This is a genomic window from Bradyrhizobium sp. 138 (assembly GCF_023074075.1).
In the GTDB taxonomy this organism is placed as follows: domain Bacteria; phylum Pseudomonadota; class Alphaproteobacteria; order Rhizobiales; family Xanthobacteraceae; genus Bradyrhizobium.
This window is the reverse complement of sequence record NZ_JADPKT010000091.1, coordinates 17,338-42,254: the sequence shown is the minus strand read 5'-3', so window position 1 is coordinate 42,254 and position 24,917 is coordinate 17,338. Positions and strand designations below refer to the sequence as shown.

Below are 24,917 nucleotides of genomic sequence, written 5' to 3'. Positions count from 1 at the left end.
TGGATGAGTCACATTACTTTGATGATGAGGACGCCTGAGGGCCGCTAGGTGTTTCATGGCGCGATTGGGCTCTCAGCTCGCCCGTCGTTCTGCACGACGAGGTACGGCGGCGCCTATGCGCCGCCCTCCAGACCGGAATGCCCAGCTTCTTGGCTTTATCGGCGAGATTGTCCTGGATTCCCGTGCCCGGGAAATGCATTACGCCGATCGGCAGCTCGTTAAGCATCGCGTCGTTGCGCTTGAATGGAGCGGCCTTGGCATGCTTCGTCCAGTCGGGCTTGAAGGCGATCTGCGGGACCTTGCGATTGTAGGCCCACTTGGCGGCGATCAACTCGGCACCCTTGGGGTATCCGCCGTGCAGCAGCACCATGTCGGCATGCTTGGCGTGCACCTGGTCAGCTTCGCCCAGATCAGCCGGTGATCGTTGAAGTCGAGTCCGCCTGTGAGCGCCACCTTCTGCCCCGTCGGCACGAGCACTTGGTTCTCGGCGCGCTTCTTCGCGGCCAGGAAGTCGCGACTGTCGATCATCGCAGAGGTCAGATTGCGGTGGTTGACCTTCGACCCGTTGCGCGGCCGCCAGGCGGAATGGGTGTGGCGTTGAACTCATCCGCGGCACGATCCCGCGAAACGCGCACAGGGCCTTGAGGGAAGACTATTTTTGGTCCGGTAGAGAAGAACGGTCGCTGCCTCGAACAGGTAGGTTCGGAGAAGCCTGTCGCCCATCTAGTGCCACTAGTGTCAGTTTCACCAGATTGGTTGCGCCGAGGTGTGAGGCCGAGATAGACGCCGACTGTCGAGGCCGATCGGAAGCGGGACGGGTCATCGATCGTATGGCGGAACGGCAAGGCAGTCACCACGCCGACACCAGGAACCGTCATCAGGCGACGCGTCGTCTCGTCAGACTTCGACAATCGGCGGACCTCGTCGTCGAACTTGTTCTGCTGCTGACAGATATGCTCATGGATCGACAGGAGCGGCGCAATCACGCTGAGACGCTGATGATCTTTGCCCAATAGCTTAGCTTGCTTATCTGATTGCGGAACAGTTGAGTATGGCGCGTCAATCAACGTGAGACAAGGCAGCCGAGTTAGGAGATAATTGACGCTGGCCGCCGGCTTGGCAAGCGCTGATTGACGCTGCGCGACAATCAAGCAGTACTGCCGTATGCCTCATGGTGGAATGTTCCCGAAGACGCGATCGTTGCCTCATTTATTTTGCTCCCGAGAACACCGGACGGTCGGTACCTCGGAGGCCGGTCGTGGAGCTGGCCGGGTTGCGCAACGACCGGCCTCCCCCGTGTCGGAAGCGGGTGCTGTCTCCCTGCAACGGGTGCCTCGTCGAACCGCTCTGCATGATCTGCCGATCCAAACAGCAGCGCGCTTGCCTGCTCGCTGCGCCAGGATTTGAGGCGGCGCTGAAGCGTTCGCAGCAACTTATCCGGATACACGCCCGGATATTCCGCCTGTAGCCTTGTCAGGAGCTCGGCGCCGTTTCGCCACGGCTCGGCCTTGACCACTCCTGCAGCTGTGGGGTCGCCTGAACGAGCGGATCAGGGGGACGACGACCTCGCTTCGCTTTGAGGATCGGACGGTCCGTCCGTCGAGATGCGCCCTCTTTCCAAGCCGTTCGCAAGCTGGCGAAGAAGTCGATCGGCGGGGCCGCAGTAATCGAATCGCCCGACGACTTCACGTCGGCAAGGTCGGTCAGATGTTGCTGCGCAGACCGAATGTTACGCATCAACGCGATCGGGTCCAAGCTGAAGCAGATTTCCTGCGGTCGGGCCAGAACCGCATCGGAGATATGTGGTCAGCTGCCAGCCGCTGATGCGGCGTCGTCGGTGCACTATAAGATTTACGGACGCGTGCGCCATCGCGCTATCAGCTTGAACGACGGCTGCAAGAAGTTCACGAACAGGCGCACTGAGCGATAGAGTTCTGCGAGCAACGCAGCCGCCTCAAGTCCTTGAAACCGCCGATAGCCGACGATGCGTCGGACCACGGCTCCGTTCTTCTGTTCGACAAACGCCTGGTCGTTCTTGCGGTAGGGTCGGCAACGCGTGAACTCGATGTTCGTCTGCTCACATGCCCTGCAGCGAGAGCGGCAGCTGTCGGCGAACTTCTGTCATCACAGTGCTCAGGAGCGTTTGCTCGCGCACCAGCAACGGCGCACGCTCCGTCCAACAGGTCGCAATATCCGTGAGCACCAGCGTCTGTATAAAACTGGCGCGCGCCCACTGTGAGCGACCAGATCGGCTTCGACTAAGCCCGGCGCCGGATCCTTCCAGCCGGCGGACGTCCGTACCGGGATTCCGTCGCAATGCGCTCGCCACCGGCCGGCGCCGCTGGCGTCCACCCTCCTGTCGGATCTTGCCCGTCGACGCGCTCACCGCCAGCAGCTTCGCGCGGATGCGCAAGACCTGGACCGCGGCCGGCCGCCATGCTGCGGATAACTGCAAGGGCGTCGTCAGGGTTTTTACAGTCGTGACCACCCGCTGTATATCGCTGCGACCGCGGCAGCGTTATGCTGGGTCAGCGTCGGTGTATGATGTTCGGGGGACTTCGCATCGATAAAGCGGCGCTGGCCGATCTCTCAGATCGATACTCTCATGCCCTGGAACTTCCAAGCCTGAACGGCCAAAGCTTCGCGCTTACGCCGCTGCCAACACGTCTTGTATTCATCGGCGGCGGCGCCTCGCGCAATTAAGGTCCTTGAAGCGGCGGTAGATCACCAAGCTGCAGGATTTGCCGCATCCTGAAACGGGTATGAAAGCCAACCAGGCTCGACGCGACAGCGATGGGGGCTTGAAGTCTACGTAGCGTCAGGTTGTACAGTCTGAATCATACATGCGGCCATCGCTCTGAAGCTTCATGATCACAAGGAGAGGCTTCAATGTCCTGAGACCGCAGGTGCGTTGGAGTATGTGATTGTGCAGGCACGACCCGGTTGGTTTTAGCGAATGTGAGGACGTTGAACTGAAGAACTGATGAGGAAGCAGAGCTTGCAGTGCAAGTATCGAAACCCGGACGCTTTCCAACAGCAATGGGGCGGCCCAATTTCGATCGCGATGTGCCGCATGCGATCTTGCCCGGAAGGAGTGCGGCAACACCGTGGCTTTTTGGATTGTGCGAGTATTTGGGTTTCGTTTTTCCTGGATTGTTTTGAGGTTTGGTGAGCGGTCACCTGTTGCCCGGGAGCCGGGGCGCTCTTCTGCAGCAGCCAAGGCTGGACAGGTGTGAGTAATGCACGAGCTCGGAGCGGCGCTAACGGTCCCTTTTTGTTCAATTTGGCGAATCTTGACGTCCGGCTTTTTGAATCCGGAGTCTCTGTGGTCAGTGCACCGGAGTGTGGCTGCGGGGCAGCTATGAAGAGTCACCTCATCTAGGGAGAGTCGTGTGGAACCCGTATATAACAATCCGGACGATTGGATGCGCTGGTACGCCGAGCAGCGGGAGCTGCAGCATGCGCGGCAAGAGACCGACGTTGACCCTGCGGATCAAGCTAGCTTTGAGCAGCAATTGAGCAACCTGCAACTCAGTTCCCCTGATGAGAGCTCCGCTGAGGTTGGTTCGCCTGATACTCGCCCCGCGGAGGCACATGGACCAATCCAGCGCACTGACATGGGCCGTTCGATGCGGATGCCGCCGCAATCCAGCCTGCAGGACAAGGGGCTCAGCAGTACGCGGTACAGCGTCGATATTCCTAGCGCTCACCTTGGCGCGGGTGCGACGGCCTCGCAGTCTAGCTTGCGTGACCGGTTGTTCAGTAGCACGCGCTACACAGCGCCATCGGAACCGCAGCCTGCGGCGCGGACGAAGGATAGCAAAAGCCGTGGACTGTTTTCTCGTGTTAAGTCAGGGTTCGGCAAAGTCTTCGGAGGAAGTGGTGGCGAAAAGTCGTCCGGCGGCTCGACATCCGAGGTGGCCTCTTCAGAGCTTCGGATGGATTTCGCCAAGCGTGGTCGCCCCGCTGGCCAGGACATGCATCCCGAAGACGAGGCCCGCATCGAGCAGTTCGCGGAAGCAGTCCGAGGATACGAAATTCTCCCCGACGGTAGCACCGGCCGAGGGGACGGAAGGGTTTGCGATGGTACCCTCAGGACCAATTTAGGGCTTCTTAGGGGGTTTGCTCGTTGGCTCCGAGCAGAGAACAGGGGTTCGATGGCTTCTCGGCTTTTAAACGATCCTGAGTCACTAGCCGCTGATATCGCGGATTACAGGGCAGGCGGTGGGGACAATCATAACCGTCTCAAGTCGGCACTGTCTCATTTCAGGAGGTTCGCGCCTAACGAGCAAGAACTCCAAGCCGTCGGGCCCGGGCCGCGCCTGATGGGGCGCCAAATACATTATCCTTATCCCGAGGACGCCCACCTCATTGATGGCCTGGCCAATGAAGAGCTGAACAAGCTCGGATCGGATTCGACTTCCCAGAGGAAAGGTGTCTCGGAACGGGCCAGCAAACAACGTAGGTTTAGTGATTGGCTCCAAAGGGAGGGTAGGGGGAACATAGTCAGCCGACTCACCGGCAGTGATCAGCAGCAACGGTCGTTGATGGAGGATTACAGGGACTTTACCAAAGCCGAGGGAAGCGTGGTCGTGAGTTTCGATCGGCTTCGGCAGTATCTAGGCGCCGAGCCCCAATTGAAGCAGCATCATCTGAAGCAGCATCATCTGAAGCAGCATCATCTGAAGCATCATCATCCTTATCCCGACGACGCCCGCATGATTGATGGCCTGGCCAACGAAGAGCTGAGCAAGCTCGGATCGGACTCGACTTCCCAGAGGAAAGTTTTCTTGAATCTGGCCAGCAATCAACGAAAGTTTAGTGATTGGCTCCTAAGGGAGGGTAGGGGGAGCATAGTCAGCCGAATCACTGGCAGTGATCAGCAGAAATGGTCGTTGGATGACGATTACAGGGCCTTTACCAAAGCCGAGGGAAGAGTGGCCGTGAGTTTCGATCGGCTTCGGCAGTATCTAGGCACCGAGCCCCAATTGAAGCATCATCATCCTTATCCCGACGACGCCCGCATGATTGATGGCCTGGCCAACGAAGAGCGGAGCAAGCTCGGATCGGACTCGGCTTCCCAGAGGAAAGAAGTCTCGAAACTGGCCAGCAATCAACGAAAGTTTAGTGATTGGCTGCGAACGAGGGGTAGGGGGAGCATAGCGAGCCGTCTCAACGGCAGTGATCAGCAGAAATGGTCGTTAAAAATAGATTACCAAGACTTCCGAGACTGCACCGAAGCCCTCAGAGGATTTTCCGTGGGTTTCAAGCGGCTTGGGCAGTACCTACAGGTCGTTGAGGCGAACGCGGCGTCGGGGTTGTCCCCTCAGCAGGCAAGTGGGCGGGAATCGGCCGGTCCGGAGGGCCGCTTGGATCAACCTACCGGGTTCGGATCAACCTGGCCGCCGCAGCAGGTTGATCCATCGATTCAAGGCCGCAGCGAATTATCGCTTGGCCGCGAGGATTGGCTGGGCGACGAGCATATCCAGAGGGATTACGAGCTCCTGGAGCAGGAGTTGCAGGGGAACAATCCAGATCTCGCCGCCCGGACGCGGTTCGTGGATCCCCTCATAGCCAATTATCATCTGCGCTTGGGCCCCGAGAGCGTCGCGCTAAGCGCATTCCAGCGCATCGTCCATAATCAGAACGGTAACGACACAGCCGACTTCCTGTTCGTGCCAGTGAACGATGCCAGTGCTACGGATCCTGATCGTCGCGGCACCCATTGGTCGCTGCTGTTCGTTGATCGCAGCGACCGGGAACGGCCGGTTGCCTATCATTATGACTCCTTCGGGGGATACAACGACAAGCTTGCAAAAATGCTCGCACAAAGGCTGGGTACGCGTCTGGAGCCTGTCCGCATGACCCGGCAGGGGAACGGTTGGGATTGCGGAGTCTTCGTGGTTGACGGCACGCGGGCGCTTGTTAGGCGACTGGCGCAAAGACGGCCGCCAGCCGTGCTGCACCTCGACAACCTCGTCGCCGATCGGCAGCAACTCCAACGACGTTTGAGGACCGCTCCCAGCAGTGCGCGAGCGGCGGCTGCAGCGGATCGACCGGGACCCTCAACGCAACTTGTCGATTCGCCAGGGTTTTGGCGTGGAGTGGATCAAGCCGGCCAGCCTCCCGCCGATAGCTGGAACACAGCGAACTTCTGGCAGGATTTTTCGTTACCCGCCCATTCGCCAGTGCAAAGCGTCAATCCGCCAAGCCCACCATCATGGGAGCAAAGCTTCGGGACATCGATAGCGGATCGACCGGGACCCTCAACGCAACTTGTCGATTCGCCAGAGTTTTGGCGTGGAGTGGATCAAGCCGGCCAGCCTCCCGCCGATAGCTGGAATACAGCGAACTTCTGGCAGGATTTGTCGTTACCCGCCCATTCGCCAGTGCAAAGCGTCAATCCGCCACCATCATGGGAGCAAAACTTCGGGACATCGATCTTCGCGCCACAGTACATGCCGCCAGCGCAAGACTTAGGAGGATTCGTCCCTCCGAGTTGGCAACACGGCAATCAACCGGCGCCGGAGAACCTCCGGCGCGGAATGCACTGGCATAACGTGCTGCCGAACGCGGACCGACCACAGACCCACATCAGGATCCATGATGTGCCCTACACGGCCACTCTGGGGCGATCAGGCAAGCAGAACGACATTCACGTCTTCCTGCAATAGGGAGGAAAAGATCGAGCAATAGATGATAGTCGTCCGTGAAGCACCCAAAGAGCTATCGCCCAAACTTGGTGACGGCGGGAATCGGAAAGGCGGCATATCGTGGGGGTGCTTGACGCCTCCACTTCTCCACCGAAGGAGCGATAGCGGTGGAGACGGCGCCAGCACCGCCGCGATCTCCGCATGGCGGACCGCGCCATTGCGCCCAGCGACACCATCGAGATGGGCGGAGTCGACGATCCGCAGCCGGCGCCCCTCCGATTGCTTGTGCACTGCTACCTGGTGCAATCCATGGCGGATCCGCACTTCGCCGGCCGTAATCGTTACCGCCACGCGCTCGCCAATCAGGCCGCCACGGTACCGAGTAGCTGTTCGTGTCGATCTCGACGGCGCAATCATTGCCGACGACGCGGGTCAGTTCACGCAAGGATCCGAACGAGGGCTGCCCGCCGAGCGGCTTCAACCGATGTATCTCGTCACGCGCGAAGCGGATGATCGGCGCCTCGCCGGTCGTGCCGTGGATACGAACGTTCGCAACCTCACGCTCCCATCTGTCGAGATGCGCCTCGAATGCTTCCCAACTTGGGAAGGAATGACCGGCGATAGCGTTCTTCTTCACATAGCCGACGCCGTTCTCCGTCTTGCCCTTCGTGCGCGCCCGATATGGCGCGCAGGCGCGAGGGCGGAAGCCCCAATGTTTTGCGAAGGCTATCAGCTTGTCGTTGAACTGAACCGACCGGCTCACCGCGTCGTGGCGCACGACAAGCGCGCGTGGATTGTCCATCAGCACTTCCTCCGGCACACCGCTGAAGGTCGTGAATGTGCTCTCGAGCCCGGCGAACCAATGCTCCTGCTCTCGGCCCGGAACGCACGCACATGGAGCCGTCGCGAGTGTCCAAGCGTTGCCACGAACACGAATGCCTTGACTTTCGCCCCTCCGATCTCGACCAGGCGCTCCCCGACGTCGATCTGCAGCTGCCGGCCCGGCGGCGTCTCAAACCCGCGTCGTCGCCAGCGCCTCCGCCTTCAGCGCCGATAGGGCTGCACGGCGCGTTGCAGTGTCCGCCGGCTGACGGCCACGCCTTTCTCGGCCAACAGGTCCTGGCGCACCACGTCGGCATTGCCGCGATGCCGAATGAGCCTCTCCCGCAGCCAACCCTCAAGGCCGTCAAGACGCTTCGGCCGCTCAGGCGACTTGAACGGCTTCACCCCGCCCGCCGCCACATAGTCCTTCACCGTGTGATGGCTGCAGCCCAGCTGCCGCGCAATCCGCTTTACGCCCCACCCGCACGCCCTCAGGCGCATCATCTCCGCCACGTCATCCGGCGTCTTCATCACCTGCCCCCGTGGATCATTCCACGGCGAGCCTTCAGTGATTCGTTCCCGCTTCATTCACTCTCTCCTCAGCTGTCCGAGGAGGGGGCAATTCCTCGTGACCCTGAGGGGGCAGTTTTCCATGGCGCGCGACACCCCGTGAACGCGCTGCGCCGGCGCGCTGCGTAAGATCTGTCCCTCCGATCCAGGATCTGGTCGACTCGGCGGCAGAGACAACAACCTTTCAACCTTGTCGCTTCAAACGGCACTGCTCAGAAGTTAACGCCCTGATGACCGTCAGCTTACCAATTCGACGCGGCCGGTGTCGAGCCGATAAAGACCCCCGACGACCTTCAGCCTATTCTGCTCGATTGCTAAATTTAAAATCGGAGCCGCCGATTTGAGCTTATTGACGTTGTCGACTACATTTTGCCGGATCGCATTTGCGAGTGCATCCCCGCTTTCCTGGGAAGACGCTTTTACCGCGGCCGCAAGTGCGGCGGCGAGAGATGGAATGTGCCCAGGCAAAGACTTGCCCTCTCTTAAGGACTCGATCGTAGCACCGACGGCGCAGCAGAGATCGTGGCCAAGTACCAGGACCACCGGGGTATTTAGCACGGCCACCGCATATTCAATGCTGGCGAGCATTTCATCGTTGGCGAAATTACCAGCGACACGGCAGACGAACAGATCGCCAAGTCCGCTATTGAAAACATGTTCGGGTGCGATACGTGAATCGGCGCAGGTTAGGACCGCCGCATATGGATGCGTCGTGATTGGCCCTGGAGGTAGCGCGCATTGCTTTCCATTAGGCGCTTCAGCGAAGCATCCGGCGTGAGAAGGTTGTCCGGTTTTGGCGGCGCCGTTGCCTCCATGGCGCCCGCAATCCTACCGCCCAGCAGCATGCCCGCCGCCGAAGCCGTGAACAGCATAGTGAACGGCGAGACGGCGTCATCGGATAAGGCAAGCTCGGGAGGCGGTCTTCACACATGTTTTCCCTCTTCGTGTGCTGCTCTACGCTGTCCCGTCGCTTCGGGCTCCGCCTCGCTGCGGAACCAGCGCTAACCCAGCGCCTTACCTATGGAGTTGCACCAACTCAGTTGCGCAGATGTGTGATGTGTTCGCCCTAGCGCCTCTCGTTGCGCTTGATGACACCGCGATGAGCGTTATCCAAAATGGCTCCGAGAAGGAGTTCTAAAGGGTCGTTACGGCAACCTGATCAGGATTTCGAGACAACGTCACCGCCTCCCAAACAGCCGTTCTTCGCGCGGCATGCGATCCACTAGATTAAGATGAGTGGAGCGAACGCGGAGCCGCGCGAACGGCCTTAGCGCCGGAATCCATCGATGTGCGCTGGCAGCGGTGAGCACGAACGAACTTGGCATCCTGGTCGCTAGCGCTCCTCAGGTAATGTAGCCCGATCGAAGTTGTCATCGGTGCGTGCCGAATGGGATACCTATCACATTCCGACGCGGCTAAGAACGGCTCAAGCCTCATTCCAATTTCTAGACGAACTTCGCGCCGTCCCGCAGTTCGCAGACCAATTCGCCCTGGTTCATGATCTTGGCCGGCCCGGCCACCAGCTTTGAGGCCCGCACCGTGAGTTTGCCTTCGCGGCTGAGGCTGTGGCGGATGTATTCCGTCACTGGGTACCCGGAACTGTCCACGGTTTGATGAGCATAGGAGAAGTTGATGCCGTTCTGGGCAGTCACCCTGAATGCATTGATAATTGGCCCGCCCTGTGTGGCCGAGCCGGGTTTTGTTGCCCGCCGGTAAGACCAACCTCTCCCTGGCACGCCCCATCGATCTCGGAGGTCGGTGAGTAGCGGACCACCATTGGTGGCCGCTCTTAATGAACAACCAAGAGACACTGCCCTGACGATTTTGACGAAAGTCGAGAGCCTGTGCTTGATTCGGTGGAGCCAGTTCTTGTTGTTACCCGACGGAACCTGCGCAGGTGATTGGGTATGTGGGCCTAAGGGTGCGTAGCGCTTGCAAATGATTATGATCGATCCCGCGGAGTGCGAGTCACTTCGTGCAATGCCTGCGAATTGCGAGAACGACTGGCGTCTCGGCGGGCTTGTCACTGGATCCTCCGCATTATGACGCGCCGTGCTGACATGTGCTCGCGCTCGCTGCACCAAGCAGCGGCAAATTCTCCGCGCGAGGGCCTTTCTTGAGCACGTGCCGTTGCAAGTTAGGCGCGCCATAAATGTTTCTAGCGCGATTACGGACCGGTCTGTGAAATGCCAGAGCAGGGCACCTCTGCTCCATCGGTGAGTAGTGTAAAGCTCATCACAATATTTTCGAAGCTAACACTGCATTGTCAGGTTTGAGCCAAGGCGCGCGACCGAGCGACTGGAGAACCGCCAATTTTCAGGCGGCACGCTGCTTGCTTCGTTCGGACCGGCGGGCACAGTCCCGCCCCATGACCGCTGTCGAAACCGAATGTACGTCTTCTGTCCGCTTTCGGCCAGCTCGCAAGTCGCGCGAGCCGGGCGGCCCACCCAGCCCAGGATCACTCCCATGAAACACTCGCTCCTCGCCGCCGTGTTGCTCTCGCTGACGTGTTTGTCCTTCACGGCGGTGCCCCAGGAGTGGGCCGCTGCGGCCCGGGTGGACGATTCCTTCCTTTGCCTCGAGGAAATCGAAGAGCCACGCGCACTGGATTTGGCCCGCGCCGAGAATGACAAGACGCTCGGCGCGCTCCAATCAGATCCCCGCAATCGCCGCTTCTATGAGGAGGCCATCAGCATCCTTCAGGCCAAAGACCGGATTTCCTATGTTTCGTTGGAACGGCGGGGTCTCAGCAATTTCTCGCAGGACGAGAACCACGTGCGCGGCATCTGGCGGCGTACTACGCTTGACAGCTATCGCGGCCAGGACCCGCACTGGGAGACCATCCTCGATATTGACGCGCTGGCGGTCGCGGGTAAGAAAAGCTGGGTCTTTAAAGGCGCTACCTGCCTGCCGCCCCAAGTGCGCCCGTGCCTCGTCCAATTTTCTGATGGCGGTAAGGACGCTGTGCTCGTCCGAGAGTTCGACCCGGACACCAACGCCTTCGTCCCGACCGGTTTCGCGCTTCTGGAGGGAGAGCAGGCCGTCAGCTGGGTCGACCGCCACACGGTCCTCACTGCACGGGATTGGGGAGAACGGACCCTGACGCAGGTTGGCTGCCCTTTCCTCTTGAAGGAGCTCAAGCGCGCTCAGCCGCTCGTTCGAGCGCGCGAGGTCTTCCGTGGGGAGCCGACCGATGCCGTGGCGGCGCCCTTCGTGCTGCGGGATAATGAAGGCAAAGTTCATGCGGCCGGCGCCATGCGCGCCATAAGCTTCTTCGAGCAGGAGTATGTACTCTTTGCGCCCAACGGACCGATCAAGCTAAACCTGCCAAAGAAAGCGAACATCAGCGGCATCGTCAGTGGCCGCCTGCTCGTGACGCTCAATGAAGACTGGATACTGTCCGGCAGCACCCGCTTTGCGGCCGGCTCGATGATCTCATATGGCTTGGACAAATGGAAGCAAGATCCGCTGCGCGCGATGCCATCGCTCGTCTTCCAGCCCGAGCCTCGGCAAGCGCTCAGCGGGTTCGCGGTCACCAAGAACTTGTTGATCCTGGCGATCCCTGACAATGTTCAGAGCAAGGCATTCACCTACAGGTACGACCAGGGCACTTGGCGGGCCACGCCGATCCCGCTCCCTACGAACGAGAACGTCAGCCTGTCTGCCGCTAGCGAAGAAACGGACGTGGTGCTGTTCACCGTCTCCAACTATCTGGGGCCGACCTCCCTCTGGTACTTCGACGCGGCGAGCGAACGGCTTGAAATACTGAGGACGACACCTCCGAAGTTCAACGCGTCCAGGTATGTTGCGGAGCAGTTCGAGGCCACTTCGCTGGACGGGACCCGGATTCCCTACTTTCTGGTGCGTCCCAAGAACGCGAGGTTCGGAGCGGAGATCGCAGCCCTTCTCAATGGTTATGGCGGATTCCAGGCTTCGCTCCTGCCATCCTATGCGGGAGCGATGGGGAGGCTCTGGCCCGAGCAGGGCAATGCATATGTCGTCGCGAACCTGCGCGGCGGCGAGTTTGGACCGCGATGGCACGAGCAGTCGGCCCAAGCGGCAACGAAGCAGCGGACATGGGATCATTTCATCGCCTTTGCGGAGGACCTAATCCGCCGGAGGTCACCTCTCCGCGCCGACTGGGCGTGGTCGGCGCCAGCCAGGAAGGTCTGCTGGTGGGCACCGCGATTACTCAGCGCCGGGACCTCTTCAACGCAGCGATCGTGCAGGTGGCGCTGTTCGACATGCTTCGATTCACCAAGTCGGGATGGCGATCCCGCCATCCCGAGCAGCGCGGATGGATCGAGGCCTACTCGCCCTATCAGAAGCTTGTCCCGGGCAAGACCTACCCAGTCCCCTTCATTCTCACCTCCACCAAGGACAACGGCGTGCATCCGCCCACGGCCGCGAGGCAGCCGCCAGGCTTGCTGCGCTCCGCCAGCCCTATTACTACTATGAGAATATCGACGGCGGACATAGCGCGACCGCCAATCTTAGGATACGCGCGACGGCTGGCACTCGAATACACCTATGCATCCAGGCGGCTTGTGGATTGAGTGCGGTTGACGGGCGAGTTCGTTAAGGTCGCCAGTGCAAATGGCGGCTTGTCAGCATCAGCGCGTTTGGTCGGAGAGATCAGTGACCAGGCCGCATCCGTGTTTGTCATGACCCGCCACTGCGGGATGTCGTTGTGCTCTATGGCTTCACTCCAGCCATCCCGCGTCCGGCGGGATGGCTTCGCAAACCTGAATATCTAGAACTCTCACAGCCACAAGAGCTCTCCTTCGTTGCGCTCGAGCATTCGCAATGGTGCGTTAATTCCATCTCGGAGCAGTGGGCGACATGGAGCGGAGAATGCACAAGCCTTCGATCGTCAAGAGGCAGCGTGCGGCATGAGGTTTTGGACCTGTAAAGCGCTCACGGTCAACGCGATCTGTTCCCGGCTACATCAACGTAGCGAGTCGGTTCACGCTGATCACTTGAGCCATGATTGGCATCGTCAGCCGCAGGAAATTTGCGTGCGGGCTTGCGCTCCGACGGACAGGTGAATCACGAAATACAATGGAATCCATTCATGAGCGACATGACAACACAGATTCATTCGCACGCGGTCGTGTGGATCGACCACCTCATTGCTAAGATATTCTCCATAGGTTTAACGGGCGTCAGCGCGACGGCCGTGCGCGCGCATTTGGCGCCCCAGCGTCTTGATTGCAAAGCGCATACTGGCTCTGCCGACGTGAATGACGATCCGACGTTTGTCGTCAGGGTAGGTCGGGCGCTGAGTAGCTGCACTGATCTGCTGATCATCGGACCGGGAACCGAGAAGACCAAGCTGATGAACTTCCTGAGAGTGAACAGGCCGGATCTCATCCTGCACGTCGAGACAAGTAATCCTCCGACCGACCGGGAAATTGTAGCGGTTGGGCGAAAGATCTTCCGTCTCGATTGAGTTGGCGATGTTCTTCTTCTGATTGTGGACGGTGCAACAGATCGGACAAATTACGAGAGATGAGGATCGCTCTTCCCGGGGACCACCACCTAGCTCGCGCATCCGTTTACAGCGATGGATAGGCGCGGGGACCGATGCTATTTAAGTCAGTAGCGCCAATGGGTGGCTACCGCGACCGGGCGTTCTCAGGTGTTCGCCTTGACCAGCCGCCGACGTTGAGGCCGCAGGGAAAGACCGTGCAGAACCGCGATCACCCGCTCGTCCTCCCGGTGACATGCCTACCAGCAGACTCGCAAAACCCCAAGCGGAACGTCTAGCAACTGCTGATCGTCATTTCCGCAGAGCGCATAGCGCGAGATCAGAACAACGAACTGAAAAGTCGCGAGCAAAAAATGACCCCCGGCATTTTTCTGCCGGGGATCGCACTTTAGAGAGAGTTGGATCAGAAGTCCATGCCGCCCATGCCGCCGCCCGGGGGCATCGCGGGCGCGCCGGTGTTCTTCTTCGGCAGCTCGGCGACCATGGCTTCCGTGGTGATCAGCAGCGCGGCCACCGAGGCAGCGTTCTGGATCGCGGCGCGGACCACCTTGGTCGGGTCGATGATGCCCTTGCTGACCAGGTTGCCATACTCGCCCGTCTGCGAGTCGAAGCCGTAGGCGTATTGCTCCTTCTCCAGGATCTTGCCGACGATCACCGAGCCGTCTTCACCGGCGTTGATCGCGATCTGGCGAGCGGGCGCGGAGAGCGCCTTGCGCACGATCTCGACGCCGGTCTTCTGGTCGTCGTTCTTGGTGCGCAGACCCTTGAGCTGCTCGGAGGCACGGAGCAGGGCGACGCCGCCGCCGGGGACGATGCCTTCCTCGACCGCGGCGCGGGTCGCATGCATCGCGTCATCAACGCGATCCTTGCGCTCCTTCACCTCGACCTCGGTCGCGCCGCCGACGCGGATCACCGCGACGCCGCCGGCGAGCTTGGCCAGACGCTCCTGGAGCTTCTCACGGTCGTAGTCCGAGGTGGTTTCCTCGATCTGCGCCTTGATCTGGGCCACGCGCGCTTCGATGTCGGCCTTCTTGCCGGCGCCGTTGACGATCGTGGTGTTCTCCTTGTCGATCATCACCTTCTTGGCGCGACCGAGCATGTTGAGCGTGACGTTCTCGAGCTTGATGCCGAGATCTTCCGAGATCGCCTGGCCGCCGGTCAGGATCGCGATGTCCTGGAGCATGGCCTTGCGGCGATCGCCGAAGCCCGGAGCCTTGACGGCCGCGACCTTGAGGCCGCCGCGCAGGCGGTTGACGACGAGAGTCGCGAGGGCTTCGCCCTCGACGTCCTCGGCGACGATGATCAGCGGCTTGCCGGTCTGCACCACGGCCTCGAGCAGCGGCAGTAGCTCGTTCAGCGAGGAGAGCTTCTTCTCGTTGATGAGGATGTAGGCGTCGTCCATCTCAACGCGCATCTTGTCGGCGTTGGTGACGAAGTAGGGCGAGATGTAGCCGCGGTCGAACTGCATGCCCTCGACGACGTCGAGCTCGGTCTCGAGCGACTTGGCTTCCTCGACGGTGATGACACCCTCGTTGCCGACCTTCTTCATGGCGTCGGAGAGGAACTTGCCGATCTCGGCGTCGCCGTTGGCCGAGATGGTGCCGACCTGGGCAATCTCGTCGTTCGAGGTGACCTTCTTGGAGTTCTTGACGAGGTCTGCCACCACGGCTTCGACCGCGAGGTCGATACCGCGCTTCAGGTCCATCGGGTTCATGCCGGCGGCAACCGACTTGGCGCCTTCACGAACGATCGCAGCGGCAAGCACCGTTGCGGTGGTGGTGCCGTCGCCGGCCGCATCGGCGGACTTGGAGGCGACTTCGCGCACCATCTGCGCACCCATGTTCTCGAACTTGTCGTCGAGCTCGATCTCCTTGGCGACGGTGACGCCGTCCTTGGTGATGCGGGGAGCGCCGAACGACTTGTCGAGCACGACGTTGCGGCCCTTGGGGCCGAGCGTGACCTTTACCGCGTTGTTGAGAATTTCGACGCCGCGCAACATGCGGTCGCGGGCGTCTACGCCGAACTTGACTTCTTTGGCTGACATGTGGGTTTTCCTGAATGTTTTACTTGGTCTCACCCTTGGCGACGCCCAGCAGGCGCTCCTCAGGATGAGCGTGCGAGCGATGGTTTAGGCGGCCTTCTTCTTGGCGGACGCGTCCGTGAGAACGCCCAGGATGTCGCTCTCCTTCATGATCAACAGCTCCTGGCCGTCGATCTTGACCTCGGTGCCTGACCACTTGCCGAACAGGACGCGGTCGCCGACCAGGACGTCGATCGGGATCAGCTTGCCACTCTCGTCGCGGCCTCCGGGGCCGACGGCGATGACTTCACCTTGCGAAGGCTTTTCCTTGGCAGTGTCCGGAATGATGATGCCGCCAGCGGTCTTTTCTTCTGCGTCGATACGCTTGACCACGACCCGGTCGTGAAGCGGACGGAATTCCATGCAGATCTCCTAAGCATTTACACCAGTTGAAAATTTCACGATTTCTAGCAATCGCTGCCTGCGAGTGCCAATGCAGGCGCAGCTGAAATAGGACCGATTTTTTGGGGAACAAGTGTTTGTAGCAGGAAAATCGGCTGGGCCCGCGGGATCTCTGTGGGGCTGCCCCAAATCACCTCTTCGAGTTTGCCGCCGAGCGTCGACCTTCTTCTGAGTGAGTCGTATGGCTCTGTCTCTCGACCTAATGTCATCTACAGTTCAATTCCTCTGCCCTAAATTCGAGATGGTAAAGGCCCGCCGATCTGGTGCCGGTTCAAATGCGAATCGTCGGCTGATTTCGTTCTAAGATTGCGATGCGTTTAGAACCTAACGCGGAGGTCGGGAATTGGAGGTATCGCTCCGCTTGATCGATGATCCGATACTCAGCAACTCGAGGCGAGGCAACGCTGGCTGCGAGAGCTAGCGCAAATCGTTCGGCACCTCGTCCAGTATCAGATCACCTTTGCGCGCCGAAGTCGCTGCTGGGCGGATCGCCCGTGCTCCAGACAGCGTGCGCGCCGATGTCCCCGGTTTGCGCGAAAGGGCATGCCGGCATCGCGACAGATCTATATGCGCAAACAGCTCGCCAAACTGTCCGGCGGCCATGACCTGGCCAAGGCGTTCAACTAAATCCTGAAGCGATGGGCGAGCTGTGAAGACGCCGGTGGCGGCGTGCTGATCAATACCGGAGCCAGCGTAGTTGTGATCTCGACAGGAACAAGAGCTGCACGGAATCTCCGCCCGGTCGCCCCTGGTGCACTTGTCGAAGCCTGGTGAACAGCAGGCTGTGAGCCACCCCGTACCGGCGCGCGACGCCGCAGACCGTCTCGCCAGCCTGCAAGGTCCATCGACATGACGAACCTTCTCGTCGCAACTCCATCGCCGCCGACCTTCGGCGCCGAACACATCGACTTGCATTCGCCACGTGACCTTAAAGCTAGACTTAAGATGCTGCCTTGTGCTTTGGGCGCGTCTTTAGCTTTGGAGCTTGATGGGATTCATGTTGGACATCGTACACATACTGTGCGCCTCGGATTACATGCGACACAACCGAGTGGTCCGAAAAGTTTCACACGACAAGCTATCTAAGGCGCTTGAATCGCACCGTACGTCAAGATGTAACGTATCGAAATAGGCGGCGACAGGCTTCGGTACCCGAAGCCCGTCCGAACGAGTGACATAGAGTGCAAATGTCCCAAATCCTAGGCTCATGCAAGATGAGCCCGGTCATCAGCGACTGTCGTGAAGCTCGCTGTGGCTGGGTCATAGCAACGCGCGTCCGACAGATGCGCTTGGCTCACCGCCGGATGGTAAGACGCCGCTCACATTTGGGCACAGGCGCGGATATGACGCGGGTTGTCCCCGGGAAGAGCGGGGCTGCGGGAAAGCCGGCTGCCCGGATCTGTCAGCGGAAAGCCAAATGGTCGCGCTACTCGACCACGATCATAAGACTAGGTAATGTGGACAGTTACCTTAGCCAGAGCAGAGCTGCAGCGATAGTTACGACGGCGAAGTAGTTCCGGGCGGTCTTTTCGTAGCGCGTTGCGACGCGTCTGAACTGCTTCAGCTTTGAGAAGCAGCATTCAACGAGATGACGCTCGGCGTAGATGGGCTTGTTGAGCGGATATTTCTTCGCCCGCGAGGGATTGTTTGGAATGACGGCCTGTGCGCCTTTAGCGTCGACGGCGGATCTCAACGCATCGGAATCGTAGGCCGCATCGCCCATGACGACCTCGGCTGCGAGCCCCTCGATGAGCGGCTGGGCCTGAGGCGCATCGCCGGCCTGACCTGCCGTCAGGAAGAAGCGGACCGGGCAACCCAGGCCGCGGACAGCCATATGGATTTTTGTCGTCAGGCCGCCGCGCGAACGCCCGATGGCCTGATTTTGAGCCCCCCTTTTGCGCCGCTGGCGTGTTGGTGGGCGCGGACGATAGTGGAGTCAACGATCAGGTATTCAAAGTCCGGATCCAAACACTTCGGGCAGACCACGCCACGGCGAACCGGTTCGCACGATCCATAAAACGCCCTCGACAAACATCCGGTTGTCGCGGCCCGTCGAACCGCGCTGGTCCGGCCGACCGATGATCAAGCCGGAGAGGCGATCCCATTGCCCATCGCTCAGGACGAGCCGATCCATGACGCCCAAGGCTTCCTCCTAAAAGAAAGCCTTGAATCACGTTCCGTCTGATTTGAGAATCCCAAGAGTCCACACCACCTAGGGCACGTTGAGGCGGCATGGACGCGGTCAGCCGCGGCACAAAGCCATCTTGGTGTCGGCCGCGTGCTGCCAACACTATTGTAAGCGCCACAAAAACGATCAGAAGTCCACGCATTCCAAAGAATTACCCACCAATTCCATCGCAATTATGAAACGGCTGACACCTGATGCGCTTGCTCTAAGCTCGCCGCGAAAATGCCGCCGCGTTCAATGCAGGCTGTTAGGCTTGCAAAGTCGAAAAGATAGGCCCACTCAGTCGCCAAAATCAATATTCCTTGTATTTCCGAGTAAGTCTGCGAACCGGGTGGTCACGCTTGAAAAATGCACCGCGTGCGTATGATGTCCTTGTGGCGGTAAGACGTGGTCCGCTACGATGCCGATCTCGCGATGCCAGCCCATGCACCGGTAAATTCCGGCATAGGGAGCCGTGGCTCCTGGCTCATGATTCTGGTCAAATGGCTCGCTGTTAGACTCGCGCAGATAACGCCCGTTCTTATAGACCGCGATTCGTCATCTCTCAATCGGCTAGCTTAACTTTGCCTAAAGCCATCCATTCAGGCGCAGAATTGATCTGAGAAGCTGAGCCCGCCTTCTGCGAGCGTGCTTGTTTATCTTTCGATAGTGCGCCCGCAGATTGCGGCCTGTGCGGAGGAGCCCGCGCCATCGCGAGTGTACTTAGAGCTATGGCCGCGATCGTATCGTGCGTTTTTTCATTGCCTGTGCAGCGTTAATGCGCCGAGTGCCTGTTGGCGCGGTAAAACATCGATTTGTTGAACGAGAGGAATCGTGTTGGACGCTGAAGCGGCATGATCTTTCCCGATATCTTTGTGCGCATGCCAATTACTTTCACATGGACGCTCTTGACCGTCATCTATTATCTCGGCAACGAGAGCCATTATAGATCGAGAGAAAGAATGATGAATGTGATTGATCAAGCGAACGGTTCGGAGTTGCCGCCCGTCTTGCAGAAGTCATCAAGACGCCTTCCGTGGGTTTTTGGATTTATCGCCGTCTTCATCGGGCTATGCGTTGGGGGTGCATTTTACTGGCCCCATATCGACCGAATGATCGAGGCGTTAACGGCACGTGAAGTCGTCCCAATGCCGGCGTTGTCACCTGAAGACAAGGCAGCGCTTTCGGAGATCCGGTCGGGGCAACAGGAGGTGAGCGAGGAGATTTCAGCGCTTAACCGCAACATCGATGCGCAGCAAGCCGATTTGAAACGGATGTTAGATCAAATCGCAGCCCTGACCTCAAGAATTGAGTCTCTGCAGAACATTGCTGCGCCTCTTCCTGCAGATATTCGTCCGCCGGCAGCCCAGGCCGCTTCAAAGCCGATTACAAGAGCCACTCGCCCGCCTAAACCAGAAGGGCCGGTTTCCGTCGGGGGCGCGCCGCTGGTTCCGGAGCCGGAGACGGACCGCCGATGATCTAATCATGAAGCCTCGAGCCTGCCAGACATGGCCTCGCTGAGAGGATGCAAGTCGAACTAGGAGCGAAGATCGCGGTGCTCACGTTCGGTCCTCCCAGGCGCATTCGGTGAGGAGGACGAGAATGCGGCTCGACCGGTCGAGTCCGAGATCGCTTGTATGGCTCGGGTCTGCGAGGGCAGCCATAGCACCCGCCAGGCCCGCTGCACCGGACGGCGTGGTGGCGAGGCCATCATGGGCGGAGAGTACGCGAACAGCATCCACCAATTCCGCCTCGGGCACGGTGATGGCCCGAGCGCCGTGACGCCTGAGCACCGCAACGGCGGGCGCACTCGCCTGGCCGCAGGAGAGCATCTCCGCGGATGTTCGGAGGTCGCCCATCACCCGAATCGGGTGACCGGCCGCGAGCGCGGGCGCAAGACACGCGGCGGTTTCCGGCTCGACCGTCACGATGCATCCCGGAGGTGCCAGCCAGCCCGAGAGGCCCTCGGCGATGGCAGCGGCGAGTCCGCCGACACCAGCTTGTATAAAGACGTGTGTCGGACGCCCATGGCCGGCGAAATCTACTTGATCGCGGATTTCCGCCGCCGTAACGCCGTATCCCGCCATGACGTCGCAAACGATGGGATCGTTCGGATCGTCGGTCGTATCGGCGACAAGAATGCCGGCGCCCTGGCAGGCCGCGGCTGCGGCCGCATCAACTGCATTGTCGTAGGTGCCCGGCACCCAGACGATCTCGGCACCCTGATTCTCGATGCGGCGCGCGCGCGCGTTCGGCACGCCCTCGTGCAGGAACACGCGGGCGGGCGCCCCGGCAAAGCGCGCGGCGGCAGCTACCGCGAGCCCGTGATTACCGTCACTGGCGCAGACCAGGGTCGGCTGCCCCTTAGGTCGGGCCGCGAGAAGGTCGGCCAACTGCATGCGCGAGGCCCGGGCGAGCGCGCGCAACCCGGCATAGGTGCCACCAAGCGACTTGAAGCTGCCGAGCATGCGGCGGCCCTCGTCTTTCGCTAGCACCTGCGCCACTCCGAGCCGCTCCGCAAGCGTCGGAAGGTTCAGGAGTGGCGTCGGCGCGTATGCGGGATCGAGGCGGCCAAGCTCGGCTGCGATCGCATTGACTGGTGAAGAGGTGCTGTTCATGCGTTGATCTTGCCCGCTACAGGTGACGGCTGCTGCTGGAGCGTTGCACAGCAACTCTTTCCGCCGATCATAACCAGCTGTACCTGCGAGCACCATCCTCGAGGACTTCGATCGCGCGCTTCTCCCAGGGGCCCTTTTCGCGCTCGCGTCCGCCTACGCAAGTTTAAATTGCGGTTGGAGCGATCCCAGCGAAGCTCGACTGAAGGATTGCATTGTGCGGGATGCTGCGGATCTTCGCGGATATCACGTCGCAGAACCAGCCGACGTTTCGAGCGAACAGTACTTAGGCTCTTGGGTAGTATTCGCCTGCGTGATCAAGGCGACCGTTTCCGTCATCAAAGTCTGGTCCTCCCTGCATGTGCACTCCGGTATTCGGCAAATGTGTGTTGTGTTCGATTCCGACGCGGTCGTGTTTCAATGCACGCTCGTGTGTCGCGAAAACGACATTCCCGAAGCGAGGCAGTGGCGCTTTACAGATCGAGGGAAGTTCTGTCATATTTTATATGCGTTAAGTTTGGCCTCGGCGTGGGTGGCCGCTACTGGGTCACGCGGACGCTATGACATAGTGAACGAGTCTCCCATCACGTCAGCGAAAAGCGTATCGCCAACCGCGCTACTGTGACGCCAGAAAGCCCGACCTTCCAGTTCAAATTAATCAATTCGCGCCTCGCAGGCTCCCCCGTGCGACTGCCACCTTTCACATCCGTAACAGCCATGGCAGGATTTCTGCACTGTCAGCACGGCGAGACGAGTTAGGATCGTTGGATTGCTCTCGCCCCGCGCGGCCAGAGTTAGAACCTTCTCGGCGAGGCAAGCCTTCAATGAAGACGTCCGCTTTGCTTCAGGCACCATCCGGACAGCATCCTCCAGAGCACCTTTCAGCACAGCATGCAGCTTGGTTTGAGGGGGTGGATATGACATGGCGCAAAATCCTGAAAACTTAGAATCAAACGATGAGGGCCCAGCATGTCCCAGCCTCCTGATGGTCCATCAAGACGGTAACGATGTTTAGTTTTGACGTGGCGGTCAGTGGCTCAGCTGTGCCCAAAACGAATACAATGACTAGGACCCGTTGAATGTGACAGTGGAGCTTCACCGACAGCTAAATTTTTGTTCTGGTCATTGCTGCGATCTCGACACTAACGCGACTGGAAAGTCGTGCGGCTTCGGCATTGCCGAAGGCATTCTGCCGTGGTGATGTCCAGATCAAGCTGAAGTGACGCTTGTGCTACGGGGCTTCGTCTTCGAGCCGGACGTGCAGTTGGTGTGTCCCGCGATTGAAGAGGAGTTCGGATCAGCCGAGGCCCGAACGGTCTCTACAGGCAAGCATTGATGGGGCAAGCCACGTCTCTGCATACTATACTCTGGGCTAAGCCGCGGCGATATGTGCCGGCGAGGGGCGCGTTGAGGGTGCGCTAGACACTGCCCCGCGGCGACATAGTGCGTCGGTTCGCGAGGACCTTGCCGATAAAGCGGCTGCCGCAGATCACAAGATCTAGGCATTGACCCCGCTGAGGCCCAGGGCCCGTTCCAACTTCTTAAGAGCTTAAGGTGTCGCCCCTTTGGCCTAGTTATTCGTTAGCGCCCGCTCGAAAGCGGATCACCGCCTCTCGTATGTTGAGTATAGCCCGCCGCGCTCTGTTCGCTCACTGAGGCGTCAGGACAGGGCTTGCGGACGGCAGCACGGGCGTGGAGTGCGAACCGGAGTCGCGCCGGCGGTCGCCGCTGCTTGAAATTCATCCAGGTGGTCGATGAGCCATTCCAACGTTTGTCCACGTGTCTGTTCGGAGGCGCCGTCGCTTTGCGCTGTTGGAATTCAGGCGTGCTCGCCAGCGAAGCGAAAACTGCACATATCGGGCCGATAAGCCAGCTCGGGCACGTGGCTCGGTTGAAGAGATCTGTCGCGTCAAAAAGCAAGTCGAAGATTGATTGTCTTTCCAACATCGCGCGTACGCACCAGATGTACCGAGGGAGGTCGCGCCGGAGCAAGTCGCTTCGCGTTTCACTGTGGAGAGAGACATCCGCAAAGCTTGCCGGCATTCCGGTCGGACTTCCGACCGACATGCCCAAGACCTCGTTCGTGGGTCGGCGACGCCGCGGCGGGTGCGGCTGAATGCGACCGCTGTCGTGCTGCCCGGCCGCCCGACGGCCAAGCGCACGCCATGACGCGCTTCACGATGGTCCGCTCAACGCGTCGAGGGCGATCTCGAAGTTGGCCTCGATGTCGAGAGTGGGCGGGTCATGCACGCGGAGGTGACGGCGCCGCTGTGTCGCGGCTTCGAGCAGATCCTGGAGGCGCGTCCGCCCATCGAAGCGCGGGCGCTGGCGCCGCGGATCTGCGGCATCTGCTCGGTCGCGCAGTCGCCGCGCCTGTCGCTCTTCGCGATGCGATGGCGGCCGAGGTCGCGCCGAACGGGATTCTCGCCATCAATCTCGCGCATGCGGCGGAGAAGGCCGCCGATCATCTCACGCACGTCTACATCTTCTTCATGCCGGACTTCGCTCGCGAGGCCTGTGCCGCGCACTCCTGGCATGAGGAGACACGGGACCGTTTCGCAGCGACGCGCGGCACTGCGGCACGCGATGTCTTGCCGGCGCGGGCGCGGCTGCTCGAACCTATGGGTATCTTCGACGGGAAATGGCCGCATAGTCTGGCCTTCCAGCCGGCCGATGTCGGCGGCCCGCTGGAGCAGGCGCTGATCGGCACTGATGTCGGCGGCGCCGGCGCACGCTCGGTCGCCATCCAGCACGTCGTGCGCTCGTTCGATCCCTGGATGGTGTGCACCGCGCATTGAGTGGTCTCTCGCGCGGGGACGGAAACTTCGTTGTCGCCTGAAATCGAATTGTTTGCGTTTTTCTCGGTCGGGGCATGCGCGCGCACCGCAATTCGAGCAATTCAAATCTGCAACAATTTGGTATCACTCTACTTTCCTTACGCTCCCGGTGCTTGGCCTGCTTCTTGCTGTCCTTGGCGTCATAGACAAGTCAAAGCCGAGGCGGGACGATTCATGGGCGCGGCGACGGAAACGTTTTACAGCGTGATCAGGCGACAAGGTATCACGCGTCGGAGCTTTCACAAATTTTGCAGTCTGACTGCGACGAGTCTCGGCCTCGGGCCGCTGGGGGCGAGCCGCATCGCGAACGCGCTCGAGACCAAGCCGCGCGTGCCGGTGATCTGGATGCACGGCCTCGAATGCACCTGCTGTTCCGAGAGCTTCATTCGTTCCGCGCACCCGCTGGTGAAGGATGCCGTGCTCTCGATGATCTCGCTCGACTATGACGGCACCATCATGGCGGCCGCAGGCCACCAGGCGGAGGCGATCCTCGAAGAGACCCGCGCCAAGCACAAAGGGCAATACATTCTCGCGGTGGAAGGCAATCCGCCGCTGAACGAAGGCGGCATGTTCTGCATCGACGGCGGCAAGCCGTTCGTCGAGAAGCTGAAGATGGTGGCGGAGGATGCGATGGCGATCATCGCCTGGGGCGCTTGCGCCTCGTGGGGCTGCGTGCAGGCGGCCAAGCCCAATCCGACGCAGGCGACGCCCATCGACAAGGTCATCGCCAACAAGCCGATCATCAAGGTGCCGGGATGCCCCCCGATCGCTGAAGTGATGACCGGCGTCATCACCTTCATCACCACTTTCGGCAAATTGCCCGAGCTCGACCGTCAGGGCCGGCCGAAGATGTTTTACGCGCAGCGTATCCACGACAAGTGCTACCGGCGGTCGCATTTCGACGCCGGCCAGTTCGTCGAGGAGTGGGACGACGAGGCGGCGCGCAAGGGCTATTGTCTCTACAAGATGGGCTGCAAGGGCCCGACCACCTACAACGCCTGCTCGACCGTGCGCTGGAATGGCGGCGTCTCCTTCCCGATCCAGTCGGGCCATGGCTGCATCGGCTGCTCGGAAGACGGATTCTGGGACAAGGGTTCGTTCTACGACCGCCTCACCAACATCAAGCAGTTCGGCATCGAGAAGAACGCCGACCAGATCGGCATGATGGCGGCCGGAGCCGTCGGTGCGGCAGTCGCCGCGCATGCAGCGGTGACCGCGGTGAAGCGGCTCGCCGGCAAGCGCGAAGACGCGCACCACACCAGCTAAGCACCAAAGAGATC

The 24,917-nt window shown here is 60.3% G+C and carries 12 protein-coding genes and 6 pseudogenes; 7 read left to right on the top strand and 11 right to left on the bottom strand.

Annotated features, from left to right (window positions below; genetic code table 11):
- Positions 1-124 precede the first annotated feature (124 nt).
- From IVA79_RS31470 to IVA79_RS31460, 3 pseudogenes are all read right to left on the bottom strand, one after another.
- Positions 125-623 (bottom strand): annotated as a pseudogene (locus IVA79_RS31470) (DUF2493 domain-containing protein); the annotation flags it as partial.
- 34 nt (positions 624-657) lie between these two features.
- Positions 658-887 (bottom strand): annotated as a pseudogene (locus IVA79_RS31465) (IS110 family transposase); the annotation flags it as partial.
- A 479-nt stretch (positions 888-1,366) separates the two neighbouring features.
- Positions 1,367-2,407: pseudogene (locus IVA79_RS31460) on the bottom strand (ISNCY family transposase); the annotation flags it as partial.
- A 985-nt stretch (positions 2,408-3,392) separates the two neighbouring features.
- On the opposite strand from IVA79_RS31460, the gene IVA79_RS31455 reads away from it, so the two are divergent.
- Positions 3,393-6,674: a Ulp1 family isopeptidase gene (locus tag IVA79_RS31455; protein ID WP_346658214.1), complete on the top strand. Its 3,282-nt coding sequence runs from the start codon at positions 3,393-3,395 to the stop codon at positions 6,672-6,674.
- A 52-nt stretch (positions 6,675-6,726) separates the two neighbouring features.
- On the opposite strand, the gene IVA79_RS31450 is transcribed toward IVA79_RS31455, so the two are convergent.
- From IVA79_RS31450 to IVA79_RS36670, 4 genes are all read right to left on the bottom strand, one after another.
- The gene (locus IVA79_RS31450) at positions 6,727-7,455 is read right to left on the bottom strand and encodes a hypothetical protein (RefSeq protein WP_247560466.1); all 729 of its coding nucleotides are present in this window, start codon (positions 7,453-7,455) and stop codon (positions 6,727-6,729) included.
- 242 nt (positions 7,456-7,697) lie between these two features.
- Positions 7,698-8,063: a helix-turn-helix domain-containing protein gene (locus IVA79_RS31445; protein ID WP_247560464.1), complete on the bottom strand. Its 366-nt coding sequence runs from the start codon at positions 8,061-8,063 to the stop codon at positions 7,698-7,700.
- A 219-nt stretch (positions 8,064-8,282) separates the two neighbouring features.
- Positions 8,283-8,714: a carbonic anhydrase gene (locus tag IVA79_RS37065; protein ID WP_346658220.1), complete on the bottom strand. Its 432-nt coding sequence runs from the start codon at positions 8,712-8,714 to the stop codon at positions 8,283-8,285.
- 776 nt (positions 8,715-9,490) lie between these two features.
- Positions 9,491-10,195, bottom strand: coding sequence for a VirK family protein (locus tag IVA79_RS36670; protein ID WP_249816262.1), 705 nt, complete (start codon positions 10,193-10,195; stop codon positions 9,491-9,493).
- A 238-nt stretch (positions 10,196-10,433) separates the two neighbouring features.
- Between IVA79_RS36670 and IVA79_RS31430 the strand changes: the two are divergent.
- The 3 genes and pseudogenes from IVA79_RS31430 to IVA79_RS31420 form a co-directional block, all read left to right on the top strand.
- A pseudogene (locus IVA79_RS31430) lies at positions 10,434-11,756 on the top strand (S9 family peptidase); the annotation flags it as partial.
- Between the two features lie 323 nt (positions 11,757-12,079).
- The gene (locus IVA79_RS31425; RefSeq protein ID WP_346658219.1) at positions 12,080-12,601 is read left to right on the top strand and encodes a prolyl oligopeptidase family serine peptidase; all 522 of its coding nucleotides are present in this window, start codon (positions 12,080-12,082) and stop codon (positions 12,599-12,601) included.
- 518 nt (positions 12,602-13,119) lie between these two features.
- A complete protein-coding gene (locus tag IVA79_RS31420) occupies positions 13,120-13,497 on the top strand; it encodes a hypothetical protein (protein WP_247560460.1) in 378 nt (125 codons plus the stop codon).
- A gap of 442 nt (positions 13,498-13,939) precedes the next feature.
- On the opposite strand, the gene groL is transcribed toward IVA79_RS31420, so the two are convergent.
- The 3 genes and pseudogenes from groL to IVA79_RS31405 all read right to left on the bottom strand — a co-directional run bounded on the left by groL (position 13,940) and on the right by IVA79_RS31405 (position 18,161).
- Positions 13,940-15,580 carry a chaperonin GroEL gene (groL, locus tag IVA79_RS31415; protein WP_247494167.1) on the bottom strand — a complete coding sequence of 547 codons (1,641 nt, stop codon included), beginning with the start codon at positions 15,578-15,580 and terminating at the stop codon, positions 13,940-13,942.
- Between the two features lie 84 nt (positions 15,581-15,664).
- The gene (groES, locus tag IVA79_RS31410; RefSeq protein ID WP_247277985.1) at positions 15,665-15,979 is read right to left on the bottom strand and encodes a co-chaperone GroES; all 315 of its coding nucleotides are present in this window, start codon (positions 15,977-15,979) and stop codon (positions 15,665-15,667) included.
- 1,504 nt (positions 15,980-17,483) lie between these two features.
- Positions 17,484-18,161: pseudogene (locus IVA79_RS31405) on the bottom strand (IS5 family transposase).
- Between the two features lie 878 nt (positions 18,162-19,039).
- Here IVA79_RS31405 and IVA79_RS31400 point away from each other — a divergent pair.
- Positions 19,040-19,663, top strand: coding sequence for a hypothetical protein (locus tag IVA79_RS31400; RefSeq protein ID WP_247560458.1), 624 nt, complete (start codon positions 19,040-19,042; stop codon positions 19,661-19,663).
- 81 nt (positions 19,664-19,744) lie between these two features.
- Here IVA79_RS31400 and IVA79_RS31395 read toward each other — a convergent pair whose 3' ends face one another.
- The gene (locus IVA79_RS31395; protein ID WP_247277981.1) at positions 19,745-20,803 is read right to left on the bottom strand and encodes a pyridoxal-phosphate dependent enzyme; all 1,059 of its coding nucleotides are present in this window, start codon (positions 20,801-20,803) and stop codon (positions 19,745-19,747) included.
- Positions 20,804-22,993: 2,190 nt separating this feature from the next.
- Between IVA79_RS31395 and IVA79_RS31390 the strand changes: the two are divergent.
- Positions 22,994-23,469, top strand: a pseudogene (locus tag IVA79_RS31390) (nickel-dependent hydrogenase large subunit); the annotation flags it as partial.
- 342 nt (positions 23,470-23,811) lie between these two features.
- On the top strand, positions 23,812-24,903 hold the full coding sequence (locus tag IVA79_RS31385; RefSeq protein WP_247560456.1) for a hydrogenase small subunit: 1,092 nt from the start codon (positions 23,812-23,814) through the stop codon (positions 24,901-24,903).
- The last annotated feature ends 14 nt before the right edge of the window (positions 24,904-24,917 follow it).